20 protein-coding genes, 2 tRNA genes and 1 pseudogene are annotated in these 17,932 nt (G+C 41.9%); 19 read left to right on the top strand and 4 right to left on the bottom strand.

Translation table 11 applies throughout. The annotated features are described in order from the left end of the window. Positions 1-69: 69 nt before the first annotated feature. The 6 genes from C7391_RS00455 (at position 70) to C7391_RS08185 (ending at position 3,498) form a co-directional block, all read left to right on the top strand. Positions 70-456, top strand: coding sequence for a DUF3467 domain-containing protein (locus tag C7391_RS00455; RefSeq protein WP_223610928.1), 387 nt, complete (start codon positions 70-72; stop codon positions 454-456). 186 nt (positions 457-642) lie between these two features. Then, positions 643-867, top strand: coding sequence for an LSM domain-containing protein (locus C7391_RS00450; RefSeq protein WP_133516581.1), 225 nt, complete (start codon positions 643-645; stop codon positions 865-867). Between the two features lie 68 nt (positions 868-935). Continuing rightward, positions 936-2,024 (top strand): helix-turn-helix transcriptional regulator, encoded by a 1,089-nt coding sequence (locus tag C7391_RS08405; protein WP_208107030.1) that lies wholly within the window; start codon positions 936-938, stop codon positions 2,022-2,024. Positions 2,025-2,250: 226 nt separating this feature from the next. Further along, positions 2,251-2,325: transfer RNA gene (locus tag C7391_RS00440), tRNA-Glu, on the top strand. 71 nt (positions 2,326-2,396) lie between these two features. Beyond that, entirely contained in the window at positions 2,397-3,125 is a 729-nt protein-coding gene (locus tag C7391_RS00435) for a TIR domain-containing protein (protein WP_133516580.1), read from the top strand. 220 nt (positions 3,126-3,345) lie between these two features. Next, positions 3,346-3,498, top strand: a complete 153-nt coding sequence (locus C7391_RS08185; protein WP_166627335.1) for a hypothetical protein — start codon at positions 3,346-3,348, stop codon at positions 3,496-3,498. A 93-nt stretch (positions 3,499-3,591) separates the two neighbouring features. On the opposite strand, the gene C7391_RS00430 is transcribed toward C7391_RS08185, so the two are convergent. Further along, positions 3,592-4,863, bottom strand: a complete 1,272-nt coding sequence (locus C7391_RS00430; RefSeq protein WP_133516579.1) for a proteasome-activating nucleotidase — start codon at positions 4,861-4,863, stop codon at positions 3,592-3,594. 87 nt (positions 4,864-4,950) lie between these two features. Between C7391_RS00430 and C7391_RS00425 the strand changes: the two genes are divergently transcribed. From C7391_RS00425 to cptIN, 10 genes and pseudogenes are all read left to right on the top strand, one after another. Then, a complete protein-coding gene (locus C7391_RS00425; RefSeq protein WP_133516578.1) occupies positions 4,951-5,397 on the top strand; it encodes a TIGR00304 family membrane protein in 447 nt (148 codons plus the stop codon). Between the two features lie 47 nt (positions 5,398-5,444). Further along, positions 5,445-7,265 carry a phosphoadenosine phosphosulfate reductase domain-containing protein gene (locus C7391_RS00420; protein WP_166627334.1) on the top strand — a complete coding sequence of 607 codons (1,821 nt, stop codon included), beginning with the start codon at positions 5,445-5,447 and terminating at the stop codon, positions 7,263-7,265. Between the two features lie 248 nt (positions 7,266-7,513). Beyond that, the gene (locus tag C7391_RS00415) at positions 7,514-8,074 is read left to right on the top strand and encodes a bacteriophage T4 gp5 trimerisation domain-containing protein (RefSeq protein ID WP_133516576.1); all 561 of its coding nucleotides are present in this window, start codon (positions 7,514-7,516) and stop codon (positions 8,072-8,074) included. An 82-nt stretch (positions 8,075-8,156) separates the two neighbouring features. Then, positions 8,157-8,429: a hypothetical protein gene (locus C7391_RS00410; RefSeq protein WP_133516575.1), complete on the top strand. Its 273-nt coding sequence runs from the start codon at positions 8,157-8,159 to the stop codon at positions 8,427-8,429. 26 nt (positions 8,430-8,455) lie between these two features. Next, on the top strand, positions 8,456-8,773 hold the full coding sequence (locus tag C7391_RS00405) for a hypothetical protein (protein ID WP_133516574.1): 318 nt from the start codon (positions 8,456-8,458) through the stop codon (positions 8,771-8,773). A 13-nt stretch (positions 8,774-8,786) separates the two neighbouring features. Further along, positions 8,787-9,188, top strand: coding sequence for a hypothetical protein (locus C7391_RS00400; RefSeq protein WP_133516573.1), 402 nt, complete (start codon positions 8,787-8,789; stop codon positions 9,186-9,188). Between the two features lie 14 nt (positions 9,189-9,202). Next, the gene (locus C7391_RS00395) at positions 9,203-9,895 is read left to right on the top strand and encodes a transglutaminase-like domain-containing protein (protein ID WP_133516877.1); all 693 of its coding nucleotides are present in this window, start codon (positions 9,203-9,205) and stop codon (positions 9,893-9,895) included. A 2-nt stretch (positions 9,896-9,897) separates the two neighbouring features. Further along, positions 9,898-10,197, top strand: coding sequence for a TfoX/Sxy family protein (locus C7391_RS00390; protein WP_133516572.1), 300 nt, complete (start codon positions 9,898-9,900; stop codon positions 10,195-10,197). Positions 10,198-10,483: 286 nt separating this feature from the next. Further along, positions 10,484-12,448: a threonine--tRNA ligase gene (locus tag C7391_RS00385; protein WP_133516571.1), complete on the top strand. Its 1,965-nt coding sequence runs from the start codon at positions 10,484-10,486 to the stop codon at positions 12,446-12,448. 459 nt (positions 12,449-12,907) lie between these two features. Continuing rightward, positions 12,908-13,171 (top strand): annotated as a pseudogene (gene cptIN, locus C7391_RS08635) (type III toxin-antitoxin system CptIN family toxin); the annotation flags it as partial. A 98-nt stretch (positions 13,172-13,269) separates the two neighbouring features. On the opposite strand, the gene C7391_RS00380 reads toward cptIN, so the two are convergent. Together C7391_RS00380 and C7391_RS00375 are read right to left on the bottom strand one after the other, a co-directional pair. Beyond that, positions 13,270-13,342, bottom strand: a tRNA-Glu gene (locus C7391_RS00380). Positions 13,343-13,446: 104 nt separating this feature from the next. Continuing rightward, positions 13,447-14,523, bottom strand: a complete 1,077-nt coding sequence (locus tag C7391_RS00375; RefSeq protein WP_133516570.1) for a hypothetical protein — start codon at positions 14,521-14,523, stop codon at positions 13,447-13,449. A gap of 150 nt (positions 14,524-14,673) precedes the next feature. Between C7391_RS00375 and C7391_RS00370 the strand changes: the two genes are divergently transcribed. Together C7391_RS00370 and C7391_RS00365 are read left to right on the top strand one after the other, a co-directional pair. Then, positions 14,674-16,107 (top strand): type II/IV secretion system ATPase subunit, encoded by a 1,434-nt coding sequence (locus tag C7391_RS00370; RefSeq protein ID WP_133516569.1) that lies wholly within the window; start codon positions 14,674-14,676, stop codon positions 16,105-16,107. Further along, positions 16,104-17,012 carry a type II secretion system F family protein gene (locus C7391_RS00365; RefSeq protein ID WP_133516568.1) on the top strand — a complete coding sequence of 303 codons (909 nt, stop codon included), beginning with the start codon at positions 16,104-16,106 and terminating at the stop codon, positions 17,010-17,012. Before C7391_RS00370 ends, C7391_RS00365 begins: the two co-directional genes overlap by 4 nt. On the opposite strand, the gene C7391_RS00360 is transcribed toward C7391_RS00365, so the two are convergent. Continuing rightward, the gene (locus C7391_RS00360; RefSeq protein ID WP_133516567.1) at positions 16,990-17,202 is read right to left on the bottom strand and encodes a hypothetical protein; all 213 of its coding nucleotides are present in this window, start codon (positions 17,200-17,202) and stop codon (positions 16,990-16,992) included. The two genes, C7391_RS00365 and C7391_RS00360, sit on opposite strands and share 23 nt — an antisense overlap. On the opposite strand from C7391_RS00360, the gene C7391_RS00355 reads away from it, so the two are divergent. Beyond that, positions 17,197-17,424 carry a hypothetical protein gene (locus tag C7391_RS00355; RefSeq protein WP_133516566.1) on the top strand — a complete coding sequence of 76 codons (228 nt, stop codon included), beginning with the start codon at positions 17,197-17,199 and terminating at the stop codon, positions 17,422-17,424. The two genes, C7391_RS00360 and C7391_RS00355, sit on opposite strands and share 6 nt — an antisense overlap. Positions 17,425-17,932: the final 508 nt, after the last annotated feature.

Genomic DNA, 17,932 nt, shown 5'->3' with positions numbered 1-17,932 from the left:
ATGAAACATACTTAAATAATGTAAAATCATTCAATCAACTTATTCGAATTCATAAAAACAGGCGATATCATGACGGACGAAAATACTCCTCAAAATGTGCCGGCACAACCCGGACAGCCGATTGAAATTGTAATTGAAGTTTCCAAAGAGGAAGACTTTAAGCGTTTTTACGCCATCGGCGCAATCGGTGTCAACAACATCTACGATTTCAGAGTCAGTTTCTACAATGATGATCCGGAGCTCGGTCAGAGAAACGGCGTTAAAAAAATTCAGCGCAAAATCGGAACAGAAGTCATTCTCTCTCCGGTGGCGGCCAAAGAACTTGCCCGCTGGCTCACGCAAAATGTCAAAGATTATGAAAGCAAATTCGGTGAGATTAAAGGTCAATCCGTTCCGAAAGCAAATTCCAAAGGAACGGCAGACAGCGACAGCACCGTGTTGGACGGATACGCTTAAACGTATCCGCTTTATTTGTGCCTCGTCTATGCTTCATTTATGCTTCATCTATAAACATTTATATGCAATAAATGCAATTTTAAATGCCGGAATCTAAATTCTTTTTTTAAAATTTATATTTTGAGAAAAATTTCAGATTTTCGCATTGAATCGATTTTTATCCAAGTCAAAAAGAGAGGGATTATTTTGTTCCCAAATAAAAAAGTTCAGAAAATTGTCGGATCACGTGTTCTTGTTGAAATGAAAGGCGACACCAACCTCCTTGAAGGAACACTCAGTACGGTAGATGACTACATGAATCTCCATTTGGTTGACACCTTTGAAATCGTCAACGGCCAAAAGGAAAGATCACTCAAGTCAGTCGTTTTGAGAGGCAATAATATCATTTTGATTACGCCGGTCGATGAATAAACTCTCAAGCTCTCTTTAGCTGTCGGTTTTTTCCGAATACTTAAGCTAAATCTTCAAAGGAGAACATCATGAGCACAACTGTTAAAAAAGAGAGTACAAAGAAAAAGAGTACCAAAAGCGAGGAAGCGGAAGCTGTCGTGGTTGAGGCCGAAGAGGCAAAGGCGCCCGCTAAAAGAACGGCACCTGCAAAAAAGACCGCAACATCCAAAACAACAGCCGCCAAAACGACTGCAACCAAAGCTACTGCAACTAAAGCTACTGTAACTAAAGCTACTGCAACGAAAACCGCTGCAACGAAAACCGCCGCAACCAAAGCGGCAGCCGCTCAAGATGAGCCGGAAGTAATTGCAGAAGAGCCTGTCAAGAAGACACGCGGAAGAAAGCCTAAAGCTGCAGAAACCGTTCCGGCCGAAGAAGAACCTGTCAAAAAAACAAGAGCTTCAACAACGCGCAAGTCCAAGACGGCAGAGGAAGCCGAACCGGCGACAGAAGCTGTTGAAGTGGAAGAGCCTGCGCCCAAGCGCAAATACACGCGCAAGGCAAAAGCGGATGACGCTGAAGCTGACAACGTTGCGGTTGATTCTGATATCGGTGAAACGGCTGCTCCGGCGAAAAAGCCCGGCCGAAAAAGCAAAAAGGATAAGGAAGCCGAAGCTGCGGAATCTGATGACGGTGCTGACATTGAAACGCGTGTTTACAATTTGATTAAAGATACGCCCGGCGGTGTTTATCAGAATGAAATTTGGAAACAGCTGAGTATTGACAGCCGCAAATGTTCCCGCATTTTGAAAAAATTGCTGGATTCGGATCAGATTATTCGTGAAGAAGCCGTTTCCGGCGGAACGAAGACTTATCTTTTAAAGACGGTCGCCGAAGAACGCAAAAGAAATTACGATGTTTTGATGGTGAAGGGCATGTTCTCCCCGTGCACCGGTTGCATTGGCGAGTGTCGTCCCGAATATTGTCCCGCATTAACGTTTTGGATTATGAATCTCCATGAAACTCCTGAGCAGCTTTATGCGGCGATGGGTTACAACAGCGATGCGGCAGAACCCGAACACGGCGAAGTTGAAATGCCGCCCGAATTCCTTGAAGAAATGGAAGCCGGCGAGTATGAATTTGCCGATGAAGATGATGGAGATCTTGTTTTTGATTAACGTGTAAACGTTTCTCAAAACAATTTCTTTTTTTGTTTATTTTGTTCTCGTTAATTTTTATTTTTATAAATCATTCAATTGATTCTTATTTAAATAAAAAAGGAATCGCGGACGGAATAACCAAAATGTATATATACCAGCGATTCCTTGTTATGCTCTGTTCACAAGCCCTAAAATAAGGAAGCGTGAACCTCTTTAAATAAAAAACGAATGGCATATCCAATATGCTCCAGTAGTGTAGCTCGGCCAATCATTCCGGCCTTTCGAGCCGAAGACTCGGGTTCAAATCCCGACTGGAGCATCATTTTTTATTTTTTGTTTTCTCATCACACAGCGAAAGCTGTTTCAGAAAGACGGTTTGGGTGATGGTATATGATTGAAAAAGCGTTTATTTGTTTTGATTCCGATGATTTTCAAAGAGTCTCCGACATTTTTAATTCACAATCGGATGATATTTCAAACAGCTTAAATGTTTCAAACGGCTCAAAAGTTTCAAATGGTTCAAACCTTTCAAATCTCTGTTCGCCCGACTCTTTTCAAAATGCAGAAATCACCGATCTTTCAGGACTTTTAAATGAAACCGATATTACAATCGTTTTCATCGGCAAACACACTTTTGAAGATGAAAAAGTTCTTCATGCAATCAAAGAGAGTTTCAATCGCGGAAACGCTTTTCTCGCAGTTTATCTCAACAACGCCGAAGATGTTAAAAAAACCGGCAAAGAGCTTCTCGGCAAAAACCCGTTTGAGCTTTTCTATTTTGAACACAAAGACGGCAAAACAACGCTCAATCAAGGCGCCGTCGTTCTTCCCGGAGCATTAAAACGCCGCATTTCTTCTAAAGAAATGAAAGCCAAAGCCGACTTCGTCAAAATTTATGATTACATCAAAGACAACGGCGCGGAAAATTTAGAAAAATGGATTGAAGAAGAGCGCCAAAGAAAAGCCGAATTTTGGGCCGAATGCGATAAAATCAGCGATAAAGAATGGCCTGAAGCCCTGAAAGTAACACATAAAGGCGGTATCGTCAGTTTCTTTTTGTATTACGATTGGATTTCTCGCTCTCAAAAAACAAATTCATCGGAAACCGTTTCTCAATAATATTTATGGAAACTCCAAACTACCACCCGCTAATTTTCGTTCCCGGGCGGTGCGAAGCAGCGAATCGGATTTCGATCTGAGCAAAGCGAAGAGAGGAACGGAAATTTGCGGATTCGTACTCATCGGATACAGCAAAAACTTAAAACTGATTTTTCAAGTTAATTTATTTTCACCTCATCTTTCTTACTTTACTGTGCCAACTTGCTGTCTGTTTTGCTGCGTGCATCTGCTCTTTCTTATCACACCCGTTCGCTTGCGCGAACGGAGCCGCGGCTACCTTACTGTTTGCGTTGTTGCTACTTTATCCGTTTGCATTGCTGCTGCTGTTTGCTGCTGCCGGTCAGCCGCCGCGCGCGAGCCGCACAGACCTTAAAAAATTAAAAAACGAGTCACGATTTTTTAAAAATAGAAAAACAAATCACATTTTGAAATAAAAAAGGAAATAAAAGAAGTTGATACATTTGCATTAAGCAAACATATCATTCGGCGCGTTCAATTTGTTTTCTTCTTCGTCTTTTTTAACTTTCTTGACCGCGTCTTTTAAATCTTGCATTGTTATGGTGTCGCCGCGTCTTCTGAGTACAAAAATGCCGGCTTCGCGGGCAACAGCGTTCAAATCGGCACCGCTGAATCCTGCCGTTTCTTTGGCAAGTTTTTCCAAATCAACATCTTGTCCCAAATTCATTTTTCTTGTGTGAATTTGAAGGATTTCAAGGCGGGCCTGTTCTTCAGGCATCGGCACTTCAATCGCGCGGTCAAAACGACCGGGGCGGAGAAGCGCGGGGTCGAGCAGATCCTTTCTGTTGGTCGCTGCCATAATCTTAACGTCACCGCGACCGTCAAAGCCGTCCATCTCGGCGAGCAGTTGAAGCATTGTTCGGTTCACTTCAGCCGAGCCGCTGGTGCCGTCAAATGTTCGTGTGCCGCCGACTGCATCAATCTCGTCAATGAAAAGAATGGTCGGTGCCTTTGAGCGTGCCATCGCAAAGATATCTTTGACAAGACGGGCGCCTTCGCCGACGAATTTCTGAACAAGGTCGGATCCGGACATACGAATAAACGTCGCATTCGCTTGCGTCGCGACGGCTTTGGCAATCAAAGTTTTGCCGGTTCCGGGGCTTCCGTAAAGAAGAACGCCGGAAGGCGGTTCAATGCCGATTTTCTCAAACAGTTCCGGCTGCGTGAGCGGAAGCTCGACTGTTTCAATGACTTCCTGAATGACGTCACTGAGACCGCCGACTTGATCGTAACTGATATTCGGCGACTGAATGAGTTCCATCACCTGGGCGCGGACATCTGTTGATTGGCTGAGAATGTCCATAATCACATAAGCTGCGCCGTTGACCGCAACACGCATTCCCGGTTCCAAATCGTCTTCAAAGTCGGGTGCTTTGTGCGTTAAAATTTCCTGATTGTTACCGTGCAATTTGATAAGCACTTCATCATCAAAGATTTCCATGACTGTGGCGATGAAAAACGGTGTTTTCGTCAGGTCTTCGATTTGATTTTTGAGGCGGCGGATTTCCCAGCGGTGGTCTTCAATGATTTGCGTCATTTTCAGAACATTTGCTTTCAATTCCCCGTTCTCAATTTGAGCAGTGGAAACTTCTTCCGTCAACGCTTTAATCTTTTCATGCAACTCTTTGTTTTCCAAAGACAGCTGCTCCGGGTCAGTCGATTTCTCTATTGAAACGGAATTGTGTGAATTTTGAGTATTTTCAAAGTCATTTTCTGACATAGTGTAACACATGACGGTTTTAGTCTATAATAACATTTCTTTGCAAAACAATCATAAATTAAATCATCCTATCAAACTTGAGGAAAAATGGCAGACGTGAATGTATATTTCTTTTGGCCGGGGCTGATTGTTTCAATCCTTCTTTCAATCATCTTTTCAATTCTATTGACAATCGGATTGAATTTACAGGCAAAGCGAAGAATGAACTCGGCCGGATTCGAAACTTATCCGAACGATTCTGATTATAATTGTAATGATAATTGTAATGATGATTCTACGAATTGTCATGATGATTATATGAATTGTCACAATGATTACGAAGGCGATTCTGATTTCAATGAAAAACGTAATAATCCTAATTTTGACGACGAACCGCGCTCAAAAACGAGCGGCATGATCATGATCGGTCCGATTCCGATTATTTTCGGAAACGGCGGATTTCGGTTTGATAAAAACGCATTCAAATATGCGTTGGCTTTCTTTTTAATTGTTTTAATTTCATGGATTTTGCTTTCCCGAATAGTTCGCCTTTAATAGCAGAAATACATTCCAATTTCATAAATCCACAGAACGGTGAAAATATGTCAAGAAGACCGCCGATGCAGAAAAATTCAAAAGATAATTACCGCGTTAAAGGCCGCGGAGAACAAAAGGGGCAAAAAGCCGGAAAAGAAGCTCCGAAATATGCAAAGAGCGGCGGCAATAATCAATCCGGCAATAGTAGCCGGTCCGACGGCAGTAACAAATCAGGCGTCAATAACAAATCGGGCGGCAGTCACTCATCCGGCAAGAAATATACTGACGGTTACAGCGCCAAAGATCTCGGCAAGCTTTCCGAGTCAAGCAAAAAAGATTTTAAGAAAGGCGGCAGCAACCGCGTTCATTACGATAATGATTTCATATTCTGGTGCCGTGAGTGTAATCTGCCGCTCATCGGTGAAAAATGCGGCGTTTGCGGATCAAACGGCGACAAAATCACGCTGTCACAGCCCGCAGACGTGCGTTTTGCGCAAGGGTACGATTATGATTTGATTGAAAAGCATTTGTTGGATCTGTTTTCATGCAATCCGCTGAAAAACCGCGTTCTTCTTTTGAATAAAATTCCGGGCGACGACCAAACGATGGAAATTATCGCTGACGGTCGTGTTGTCGGGATGCTTCGGTTTGATTTGAAAATTTTGGATTTCGTTTTTGAGCCGACGCTTGAAGGATCAAAGCTGTTCTTTAACGAACCCTACAATTTCGCTTCTGCCGAGCGCGTTGTTAAAATCGGAAAAGCAAAAGCGCATTTGAACGGTAAAAATGTGACTTATGATTTGATTGAAGAATTCCCTTCTGGCATTAAAAAGGGCGAGACGGTCTTGATTGTCAGCGGCAATTTAACCGGGTACGGTATTTCTCATGCCGACAGCGAAGATTTTTACCGCGTGAAAAAGGAGAATGAAAGCGCCTCTTCGGCAATGTCAACGAAATCGGATGCGGAAATTAAAGCGGCTCAGATTTTGAAAGTGAAAAGCATTACATCAGACGATCCTTCTTCATTTGCTTTATCTGATAAAATGCCGACAATGGATGATGTTGTCGCTGCGAATAAGGATTATATCAAAGCACTCGGCAAGGACGCCATGAATACGATTAAAGGTGCCGTGAATTTAAAAGACAATAAAGAAAAGCCCGTCTTTGTGTCTTTCAGCGGCGGCAAAGACAGTCTTGTTGTTTTGGATTTGGCGGCCTCGGCACTGGTTCACCGTCCGTTTACGGCTGTTTTCTTGAACACGGGCATTGATTATCCCGAAACGGTTGAATTCGCGCGTTCTTATTGTGAAAGCCGAAATATTCCTTTTGAAGAAATGAGTGCCGGCGATGACTTCTGGAAAACGCTTAAAGTTCAGAATCATCCGACAAAAGATTCCCGTTGGTGCTGTAAAGTTTGCAAACTCAATTCAAGCAACCGCCTCGGCGACGGCAAGCCGCATTTGTCTTTGGACGGCAAGCGTCGGCAGGAATCGTTTATGCGCTCTAAAATCCCGACGATGGACATCAATCCGAATGTGGAAGGACAGCTCAATATTTTCCCGATTCGCGATTGGCGCGCGATTGAAGTTTGGCTGTACATTCACTGGCGCAAATTGCCGTACAATTCGCTTTACGATAACGGATTAGAGCGTATCGGGTGCTGGATGTGTCCTGCAGCGTTCCAAGCGGAATATGAACGCATGAAAGAGATTCATCCGGAGCTTGCGGACCGCTGGGAAACATATTTGACAAATTGGGCGAAAAAAGCGGGCGTCTCGGACGCGTATGTCAAGCACGGTTTCTGGCGCTGGGAACAGCTGCCGCCGAAGATGATTAAACTGGCGGAAGAATTGAATATTGATATTGAAAAGAATGAATCTTTTTAACACAGTTTAAAATTATTTTTACTGTAGTTTGTTCGTATAACAAGGTAGAGTGAAGACATTATAAATATTATAATCTCATTCTTAATATTCTTGTTATTCTATCGTTTGTTAAAAACAGAGCGTAAAATATGATTAATTTCAGAAACGGGGATATCCGAATTAATTTAATCAAGAAGGACGGCCGTGTCTTTCACGATATCATATTCAGCGGATAGCCTTTTCAAAATTTTACAATCGTTGTTCGGGATATGCAAACCCCGTATGAGCTCGGCGACAAAATGGAATTGGTTCTTTTCGCAGTGAAAGAACACTTTTTTATCACCAAAATTACGGAATTCCGTGACGGTGCCGGTTTCCCGTTTAAAATAATTGAAATCGGAAAGGTTGAGAAACAAAAAGCGCAGCCTCAGCTCCAACCGAAAAAAGAAGGTCCGGTTTTTACCGTTCGCACACCGCAGCTTCCGGGAAGCCGAACAAGCACGCCGAAAAAGCAGATCGCAGGCGGCGCGGCACAGCTTCCGGCCGGCAAAGTGACGCCAAAGGCGGTTGCAGCAAACGGCACCAAACAAGTCTCAGCAAACGGTACCAAGCAGGTAGCAGGAAGCGGCACGAAACAAGTGGCAGGCAGCAGCACCAAGCAAGTTGCCGGAAGCACCACCAAGCAAGTGGCAGGCAGCAGCACCAAGCAAGTGACAGGCAGCAAAACAAAGCAGCTTTCGGCAGGTGCTCCCAAAAAGATCTCAGCCAATGAAAGCAAGAAATTGGCAGCGCGTGACGCGTCTTTTTTGCCGGCGGGAAAGAAACGCTGATTTTTATCAATCGGATGACTTTTAATACTACTTTTGAGTATTTTTCTACATCTTGATTTGAAAAAATGAAAGGAAATCAGTTATGTACCGCATCATCGCACTCATCTTTATTTTAATTCTGCTTTTCTCGCTTCAGGTTTTTCTTTGCAAGCGCGAAAACCGAAAAACCGGTTTGATTTTGCCGGCGCTGACATTTATTATTTCAATTTTGGCCGTCATTGGCGTTCATTTATATTCGCCGCCGCCGAATTTTGTCAGCATGATTTATCTGTGGGTTCAGGTGTTCGTGGCAATGAATGTGCCGACGGTGATTTTAGCGGGAATTTATATTTTGTATCACGGCAGAAGGATGTAAAAAGGATAAGGGATTGGTGAATTTTAATGGATATTGCTTTAACATGGAATCAAATCGGGCTTTTGCTCGCAGCGGCTGTTATTTTGATTGCCGTTCAGGTTTTTTTGGGACGAAAAGGAAAACAAAAAGAGAGTTTCATTCTCATCGCGGTTCCGCTTCTCTTCTCGATTCTGTTTTCGATTTACGCGTTCTTCTTTACTGAGTTTCCCGAAGGCGGGCGGATCGTGACGGTTTTTTCGTATTTCATCCGAATTAACATTATCACAATTATGCTGGCAGCCGTTCATTCCTTGTATTTCACGCCGAAAAACCTGCCGAAGCCGAAAAATGTCAAAAAGAAATAACCGGGGCTGAAAAATGATTGTTGAAGATCCGATATTAACGGCTTTCAGTTATTTGTTTTTGATTTGGTTTATCTTTCTTGTCGTTGCGGAAATTTTCTATTCCGCCCGAAAAAAACCGGAGAAAGCCAAAACCGTGCTTTATGCCGGATTCATCCTTTCTCTTTTAGCAGCCGCAGGATTGACGATTTACACCGCGTATTTCGTTCAAAACATTCATGAAATCGGTTACCTTTTGGTTTCATTCATCGGCAATTTTATTCTTTGGATTTCTCCCGTCATCATTGCCGCGCTCATCTATTTGGTTTACTCTTGGAAAAATAATCAAAAACCCAAAGAGCCGGAAAATCAAAAATCCAAAGACGAGCCGAAAAATATGTCGTCTTCCATTTACGGAAACAGCCTTAAGAAAGAATGAAAATTGTGATTGAAATGAAATTGATTCCCGAATCCGAAAATTTATCTGATTATTTGGCGGAAACGGAAATCATTGACTTTTCTGATTCGGATATTATGGCGGTTTCCGACAGGCTGAACACTCAATCTGTCGATAAAATCGATTTGATGAAACGAATCTATGAATTTGTCCGCGACGAAATTTCTCATTCGGCTAACATCAGCGAACAAATCGTTACGCTGAAAGCGTCGGAAGTTTTGAAAGAAAAACATGGCATCTGTTTTGCCAAATCTCATTTATTAGCAGCGCTTTACCGGCTCAACGGAATTCCGACGGGCTTCTGCTATCAAAAACTGATTTTAGATGATGAAACGGCACCGTTTCTGATTTTTCACGGCCTTTGCGGTGTTTATGTTAAAGAAACGGACATCTGGGTTCGTTTAGACCCGCGCGGGAACAAAGCAGGCATTGACGCCCGTTTTTCGTTGAATCCGAATGATGAAAAAATCGCCTTTGTTGTCCGTCCCGAATTCGGCGAAGAAGATTTTCATACGGTTTATCCAAATCCGGCGCCGGAAGTGATTCAAGCGTTGACCGAAAATAAAACCCGTGAAGAATTATGGACAAATCTGCCGGTAAAAATTTACGGCAAAAGCAGTGAGAATGACGGCAACGGAAATGATGGCGATAATAAGAGCGGTTGGCATAATATTTGTGAAAGGTGCTGAAAATGGCAGATTGTTATTCTAAAAATAAAATTCAAACGCAAAATACGCAATACGAAAAGCTTGAAGATATGCCCAACATCGGCAAAGTCGCAGCCGAGCGTCTCAGAGAAGCCGGCATCGAAACGCCCGATCAACTGCGTGCTGTCGGCAGCAAAGAGGCGCTTTTGCGTCTGCGCGAGCGCGATCCGGGAGCCTGCCTGTCTATGCTGTGCGGATTGGAAGGCGCGATTCAAGGCGTCAGATGGCATAATTTGCCGGAAGAGACGAAGGCGGAACTCAAGGAATTTCATAAAAATCTTTGATTTTTCTTTTTATCACACTCATTCACTTGCATGAACGGGGCTGCATTGCCTGTGGTTGTTGTCGACTACGGTCCGCTGCGCGCGAGTCGCATCATTTTTAAAAATTGATTGGAAACCCGACCTCATTTTTTAAATTAAATCTGAAATTTGACCTCCGTTTTAACAACCGAGAACCTTGTAACTGATTTTTTCTTCGGTTAATATTTAAATAATTGAACTGCATTCAATTTCCATCTTTAAGACTTAAAAAGAATATTTGAAAATTCAAAATCAGGTGTTAATTTTTATGCAAATGCTTCTCATACACTCGGATTACATCGAGTATGAAACCAAAAAGAAAACGAAAATCGCTGAGGAAATCAGCGACGACATGAAGTCCGGACGTCTCGAAGAGGCGTTAACGGCGTTCATCGCAGTGGAAAAATGCGATGAAGCAAACTCTGACGGCACGGTGGCAGCCGCTGTCGCACAGATTAAAAACACATTGGAGCAGGTGAAGTCTGACAAAGTGATGGTTTATCCGTACGCTCACCTCAGTTCCAGCCTTTCCGCTCCCGATGTCGGCGTTTCCGTTTTGAAAGGAATCGCGGCAGCACTCGAAGAGGACGGACTCACTGTCAAACGCGCGCCGTTCGGCTGGTACAAAGCGTTTCAAATCAGCTGCAAAGGGCACCCGCTCTCCGAGCTTTCCAAACACATTTGTGTGGATGAAGCGGCGGAAAGCGCAAGCGGTGTCGGCGGCTCCGGAAGCGTTGCCGCACTCAAAGACGGTGCCTGCGGCTCAACCGTTCAGCTTTCCGAAGACGGCGATGTTGTTTCCGAAGCGCTCAAAGCAGAAAGCGTTGCCAAATCGTATTTCAAAATCATGGATCCGTCAGGCGTGATGCATGATGTCGATTCTTTTGATTTGAAAAACAATGAAAAACTTCAGAAATTCGTCAACTACGAAGTTTCCAAAAACAGAGCGGTCAATGCGCCGCCGCCGCATGTTGAGCTTATGAAACGGCTTGAGCTTGCGGATTATGAGCCCGGATCGGACTCCGGCAACATGAGATATTATCCGAAAGGCCGTCTCATGAAATCACTTCTTGAAAATTACGTCATTGAAAGAAGTGTAACGGATTTCGGTGCGATGGAAGTCGAAACGCCGATTATGTATGACATGAACCATCCGACATTGAAAAAATACTTGGATCGGTTCCCGGCAAGACAATATTCCATTGAATCTGACAAAAGACATATGTTCCTCAGATTCGCCGCCTGTTTCGGTCAGTTCTTGATGAATCACGACATGACGATTTCTTACAGAAACATGCCGCTTAAAATGATTGAAATGACCCGCTACAGCTTCAGAAAGGAGCAGCGCGGGGAATTGGTCGGCCTTCGCCGTCTGCGCGCATTCACAATGCCGGACATGCACACGCTTTGCCGCGACATGGATGAAGCCAAAGAACAATTCTTTGAGCAGTACGAATTCTGTATTGATGTTTTAAACAACATCGGAATCGATCTCGATGATTTTGAAATTGCCATTCGCTTTACCAAGGATTTCTATAACGAAAACAAAGAACTCATCGAAAAGATGGTTCAAAAAGTCAACAAGCCGGTCCTTATTGAAATGTGGGACACTCGCTTCTTCTATTTCGTCCTGAAATTCGAATTTAACTTTGTCGACACTTCCGACAAAGCCAGCGCACTCTCAACCGTTCAGATCGACGTTGAAAACGCGGAGCGCTACGACATTACCTATACGGATTCCGACGGCGAAATCAAACGCCCGACCGTTCTTCACTGCTCTCCGAGCGGTGCCATTGAACGCTGCATTTACGGCCTTTTGGAAAAAGCCGCTATGGGCAGCGCCAAAGGAGAAATCACAACCCTCCCCGTTTGGCTCTCACCGACTCAGGTTCGTGTGATTCCGGTCTCCGAAAAGCACACCGAATTCGCTGAAAATGTTGCGTCCGCCATCAAATACCGTGTTGATTATGATGACCGTGAACTCACGCTCGGCAAAAAAGTCAGAGAAGCCGGAACCGAATGGATTCCGTACACCGTCGTAATCGGCGACAAAGAAGCCGAGACCGGCAAATTGACCGTGACAATCCGCGCCGAATCCCAGCCGAACAAGCCGTTCCAGCAAGAAATGACGGTTGAAGAACTCAACGACAGAATCGGCAAAGAAATCGCTGGTATGCCTTACAGAGGCTTGGCGCTGCCGAAATATATGTCGAAGAGAGCGAAATTTGTTTAATTTTTTTAAAATTGCAGAAAAGCAGTTGTCTTTTCTGCATTCCTTTTTTGTTTTTACATTCTTTTTTATTTTTATTTTGAGTGAATGAATCTTTTTTTGAAATATTAAAAAAGATATTTATAGACATGAATCGTTTTTGAAAATAACGGGTTCATTCCGTTAAATCCTTTGTATAATCTACAAAGCTGAAACAATTTGTTTCGGATGCGAAATGTATCTCCGCTCCGCCGGCGGCGGACCTCTAATAAATTGCCGGTTATTATTTTAAAAACAATCTTTACGGTGCTTCTTTCCAATTATTGGTGTGATTAAATGAAATTATCAACGAATTCCTTTTATTTCATTACAAATCGTTTTTTTGAAAAATTTCCGGATAAAAATTTAATGAAAAACAAATACTTTGAAAATGATTTTGTTAATGGAAGACCTCAATATTTATGTTTTTAGGATTCAGAAAATAAAGAAATCCTTTGGTTTATTCCGATTTCTTCAAGGGTTCAAAAATACGAAACAATTCACCAACGAAAAATCGAAAAACATAATAACTGCAATACGATTTTATTTGGAAAAGTTTTGGGGCAGAACAGAGTTTTTTTAATCCAAAATATGTTTCCTTGTATTGAAAAATATATTTCCGGAAAGTATTTGGATATAAATCTTAACGACCCCGTTTTAGAAGAACTATTAAACGTCATATTCAGAAAAATGCCCGTGAAGTTTTAAAGCTTCATAAAAAAGGTGTGAATATTATTTTCCCAAATGTTTTGGAAATCGAAAAAAAACTGATTGAAGAACTTCAAAAAGAAAATAATTAAATAAAATGCTCCGACCGGGATTCGAACCCGAGTTACAGGAGTGAGAGTCCTGAATGATTGGCCACTACACTATCGGAGCAATTGAAAAACGAAATTGTAAAACAGTTGCTGAATCCAAGAAAATCTCGAATTGCACAGCAAAAGAGAGATTTAAGGTATAAAAAGATTGTTGTAATCCTTCTTTCAAACAATATCAAAAACGCCGCCTGCTGTAAATGAAATCCAAACGGCAAACAACATTAGGAATGTGTATTTTAAACCGGCGGCGGTTTTTCCTTTTTTTAATTTGCCGATCATGAGACCTGAAAAGAATGCTTGAATCAAAAGCATTCGATAAATTAGTATTGACGATTCGTAAGCGGTTTCAAAGGTGTTTGCTTGTGTTGTAAGCATGTTCATGGAGTTGAATTGCAGAATCAGAAGAACGGCTATGCCGATAAACAATAAGAATGAAATGAATAAAACGATACCGTAAACGGATTGTTTCGAATCCCTTTCTTTTTTCAGGTTGACCGCTTCCCGAATATCAAAAACGGCGGCATCAATTGATAAATGCATCAAACCGCCTGATTTTTCAGCAGCGGAAATCACCGATGCCGCTCTTTGAATCAGTTTTGAATCATACCGTTTTCCGAAACTTTCAAGGCAAGTGTCAAAAGGAATGCCGGATTTCATCTTTAACCCGATCAGATTGATTTCATTTTCAAAAAATGATTCATTCGTATTCTTTTTTGATTTTGCATCCTGCGGATTTGTTTTATCCGACCGATTTGTTTTATCCGACTGGTTTGTTTTATCCGACTGGTTTGTTTTATTCAGTGGATTATTTTTGTTTGTTTTCTTTGAAAATTCCGTTAAAGCTTCCTGAAGTGTTAAACCGCCTGCGATTAAATCAGATAATCCATGTAAAAAACCGGGCAATTTTTCTTCAGCGGTTTCAATCTTTTTTTGATGTTTTTCTTCAAAATAAATGAACGGTAAAAAGAAAGCGAATGCCGTCAAAAGCAGCGTTGTTTCAACAGATTGAAATGTTGAAATGAGATGAAAATATTCGGCTGATTCCTGAGTTGTTAAAACAATTTGAATGGCTGTCAAGACAATGAAAGCGAACAAAAATCCCGGAATAAATGACAGAGGAGGATTTTGTTCAAAATAATAAAACGGGTTTTTTAAGAAATCAATATAAAAACCGTAATCCTCTCTCCTTTTCATTTTTCTTAAAATGGAATCGTCATCATCCGGATTTAATTTTTGATTCATTTCATCACATGTTTGAAATCAAACATTCGCTTGATATACTTTTTCATTTTTTCAAAATCGGCAGCTTTATTATTCTAAATTTTAAGTCCTGTTATGGACCAATTGCTTCATTCTTATGAATTAATCAAACCGCACGTTTCGGTTTTTATCTTGAAAACGGAATCCGGCCGAATTCATTATCATTTGTCTGAGCCTGAAATCAGTCCGGGAAAATTTCTTCTTTTTCAAAAAATCCTGTCACTTTTGGAGGATTCTTTCAATCCCGATTTATTTGAAAAAGAAACGGATGATGGTGATAATGGCGTTGGGGGCGATGGTGGTGGTTGCGGTAATGTCAGTGGCAGTGGTGCCTGTGGTGGTGGTGGTAACGATGGCAGTGGTGGTGACAAGGGCGATGGATTCGCGCTTCAAAAAACGATTATTCGGTTGCTGAAAACATATTCCATTCGTCTTTCTGATGACGACTTTGATATTTTGAATTATTACATTCTGCGAGATTTTCAGGGATTTGGAAAAGTTCAGCCGTTTTTGGAAGACTCAAATATTGAAGACATTTCATGTAGTGGCGGCAATCTGCCGATTTATGTTTTTCACAGGCATTACGGGTCGATTCAAACCAATATCGTTTTGTCCGCTGATGAAACGAACGGTTTGGTTCGAAAAATGGCGCAACGGTCGGGGAGGCAGATTTCAGTCGCCGAGCCGATGGCAGACGCCGTTCTTCCGGACGGGTCGCGCGCTCAACTGACGCTCGGCAGCGAAATCACGACAAAAGGGAGCACATTTACAATTCGAAGATTCAATGAAACGCCGTTTACGCCTTTTGAATTGATACAAAACGGAACGTTTACTGCGGAAATGATGGCTTATCTTTGGCTTTGCGTCGAGTCGAACATGAACATGATGTTTGCCGGCGGCACCGCCTGCGGGAAAACAACGTCTTTAAACGCCGTTTGCCGTTTTATTCCGATTGACAAAAAAATCGTTTCCATTGAAGATACGCGGGAAATTAATCTGCCGCATTTGAATTGGATTTCAGGCGTTTCAAGGGAGAAACAAAAATCTTCGGAGGAAAAAGCGGTCGGCGAGATTACGCTATATGATTTGCTCAAAGCGTCTCTTCGGCAGCGTCCCGAATATATTTTAGTCGGTGAAATCCGCGGGTCGGAAGCGTATGTTCTTTTTCAGGCCATGTCAACCGGACACACAACAATTTCAACGATGCATGCCGAATCGGTTGACACGCTGATTCACCGCCTTGAAAATCCGCCGATGAACGTGCCGCGCGTTATGATTCAAACATTGGATGTGCTGGTCATTTTAGCGCAAACGGAAGATGAGGGTCGTTTCTCTAAAAAATGTCTTTCCATTTATGAAATTTTAGAAACCGACCCTCAAACATCGGAAATTCTCACGCAGGAAATTTTTAATCTGAATCGGCCGAATGAAAAAATCAATTTGGAAAAATCGGCGGTTTTGGAAAAAACCGGAATTCGAAGAGGCTGGACGTTTGAAAAATTGAAAGACGAATTTAATCGCAGAGTTTCAGAACTTCAATCACAGACAAGCGGTGAAACGAAATGATTCCCGATTTTTATTCTTTATTTGATCGCGCCGCTTTCTTTTCATATCGTTTATTCGGCAAAGCCGCCGAAAAAATGAATTTGTCATTTTTAAATCAAAATTTGAAAAAAAGCAGAATGTCTTTTCCGGCTGTTCTTTACCTTTCTTTTATTCTGTTTATTTCCTTTTTAATTGCAAGCACCGGATTTTTTCTTGAAATCGCCGTCTTTTCATTAAACATCGCCAATCGAATTGATGAAGAACAAACAAGAGTCGCGACTGTTCTGATTTGTATTTTCACTGTCTTTTCAATTATTCTTGCCGGATTATTTCTTATCCTGCTTCCTTTTTTTAAAGCATATGACCGAAAACTCAAAATTGAACAGCAGTTGCCGTTTGCCGTTAATTATATGGCGGCAATGTCAATTGCCGGCGTTTCAATTGAAAATATCTTCATTTCCATGTCTCAAAAAAGAATCAGGTCTGTTTATCGGGACCTTTCTGATGAAATGAAAACAATCGCCGTTTCAGTCAATTATTTCGGGCGGGATTACCCGTCAGCACTTCAAAAACTGTCGGAAGAAACATCCTCTCCGATGTTTTCTGATTTCATCCTCAGTTCCAAAAACACAATGATTTCCGGCGGCAGTTTTCAAAAATTCATCATTTCCAAAAAGCACGAATATCAAAGTCTCGCTTTGCAGCGAAAAGAAAAATATTTTCAAACCCTTGATATGCTTTCTGAAATTTATATCACCGTTTTCTTAGCGATGCCGCTTTTCTTTATGATTTTATTTTTCACAATGACACCGCTTTCCGGACCGCAAACCGAACAAATGAAGGTGCTTGCGTATCAGCTTGTTCCGTTTTTAGGAATTTTCTTTTTGCTGATTTTGGAAATTATTAATGAAAAAGAGGATTTGTGATGTTTTTTTCATTTTTTTGAAAACCTGTTTCGGTTTTGAAATAATTTTGAATAAATGATGCAATTCGCGCGCGGCGACGGTGGCAACGAACGGAAACGGCAAGGTAACAGTAAGATAACGGCAAGGTAGCAGTAAGGTCGCAGCGGCTCCGTTCGCGCAAGCGAACGGGTGTGATAAGAAGCAGATGCATGCAGTAGCACTGACAGTTTCAATGGCAGCACCAACCGCTACAATAGAAGCCAAGACAGAAGCAGCAACCAAGATCAAAGCAGCAGGCCGATTGAGTAAACTGCGTTTTCTGTTTATGCCATCTCTTTCTTTGAACAGCCGCAAATTCCGATTTTGTTCTTCGCTTCGCTCAGACCAAAATTCGGAATTAGCGGTCGTATTTGAGGGATTAATCCATTTTTGATTTGTATTTGAGATTCAATTCATTTTTGATTTTTATTTGGGGTTTCCATTCATTTTTGATTTTTATTTGGGGTTTCTATTCATTTTGATTTTTATTTGGGGTTTCCATTCATTTTGATTTTTATTTGGGGTTTCGATTAATTTTTGATTTATACTTGAGTTTTTCAGTTTATTTCGAACCGTTTCGTCTTAATTTGTTTTCTTCCGACTCACATTTATTTATATTCGTTTTCTCTTTACTTCATATAAATTCAATATTACGTAATCAATTTCAGGAGATTATTTCTTGTTCGGAAAATTAAAGGAAAAACTGGCAAGCTTCACAAAATCTTTGGACAAAACGGTTGAGGAAAAAGCCGTTGAGCTCGAAGAGCCCGAGGTTATTGTCGAAGAAGAAGTTGTTGTCAAAACCGATGGCGACATGAGTGTCGAAGGGGCGAAGGCCGCGGCAGAAGAAATCGCAGAGGTTCTTGAGGAAAAAGAACTCGAAGCCGTTGCCGAAACAAAAG

This window comes from Methanimicrococcus blatticola, assembly GCF_004363215.1.
GTDB lineage: Archaea > Halobacteriota > Methanosarcinia > Methanosarcinales > Methanosarcinaceae > Methanimicrococcus > Methanimicrococcus blatticola.
The sequence above is the reverse complement of the archived record's forward strand: the minus strand, read 5'-3'. Positions and strand labels throughout refer to the sequence as shown.

Coding starts and splice junctions, on each gene's coding strand:
- C7391_RS00455 (WP_223610928.1), top strand. CDS start 70: ATGACGGACGAAAATACTCCTCAAAATGTGCCGGCACAACCCGGACAG.
- C7391_RS08405 (WP_208107030.1), top strand. CDS start 936: ATGAGCACAACTGTTAAAAAAGAGAGTACAAAGAAAAAGAGTACCAAA.
- C7391_RS00435 (WP_133516580.1), top strand. CDS start 2,397: ATGATTGAAAAAGCGTTTATTTGTTTTGATTCCGATGATTTTCAAAGA.
- C7391_RS00430 (WP_133516579.1), bottom strand. CDS start 4,863: ATGTCAGAAAATGACTTTGAAAATACTCAAAATTCACACAATTCCGTT.
- C7391_RS00425 (WP_133516578.1), top strand. CDS start 4,951: ATGGCAGACGTGAATGTATATTTCTTTTGGCCGGGGCTGATTGTTTCA.
- C7391_RS00420 (WP_166627334.1), top strand. CDS start 5,445: ATGTCAAGAAGACCGCCGATGCAGAAAAATTCAAAAGATAATTACCGC.
- C7391_RS00415 (WP_133516576.1), top strand. CDS start 7,514: ATGCAAACCCCGTATGAGCTCGGCGACAAAATGGAATTGGTTCTTTTC.
- C7391_RS00410 (WP_133516575.1), top strand. CDS start 8,157: ATGTACCGCATCATCGCACTCATCTTTATTTTAATTCTGCTTTTCTCG.
- C7391_RS00405 (WP_133516574.1), top strand. CDS start 8,456: ATGGATATTGCTTTAACATGGAATCAAATCGGGCTTTTGCTCGCAGCG.
- C7391_RS00400 (WP_133516573.1), top strand. CDS start 8,787: ATGATTGTTGAAGATCCGATATTAACGGCTTTCAGTTATTTGTTTTTG.
- C7391_RS00395 (WP_133516877.1), top strand. CDS start 9,203: ATGAAATTGATTCCCGAATCCGAAAATTTATCTGATTATTTGGCGGAA.
- C7391_RS00390 (WP_133516572.1), top strand. CDS start 9,898: ATGGCAGATTGTTATTCTAAAAATAAAATTCAAACGCAAAATACGCAA.
- C7391_RS00385 (WP_133516571.1), top strand. CDS start 10,484: ATGCAAATGCTTCTCATACACTCGGATTACATCGAGTATGAAACCAAA.
- C7391_RS00375 (WP_133516570.1), bottom strand. CDS start 14,523: ATGAATCAAAAATTAAATCCGGATGATGACGATTCCATTTTAAGAAAA.
- C7391_RS00365 (WP_133516568.1), top strand. CDS start 16,104: ATGATTCCCGATTTTTATTCTTTATTTGATCGCGCCGCTTTCTTTTCA.
- C7391_RS00355 (WP_133516566.1), top strand. CDS start 17,197: ATGCATGCAGTAGCACTGACAGTTTCAATGGCAGCACCAACCGCTACA.
- C7391_RS00360 (WP_133516567.1), bottom strand. CDS start 17,202: ATGCATCTGCTTCTTATCACACCCGTTCGCTTGCGCGAACGGAGCCGC.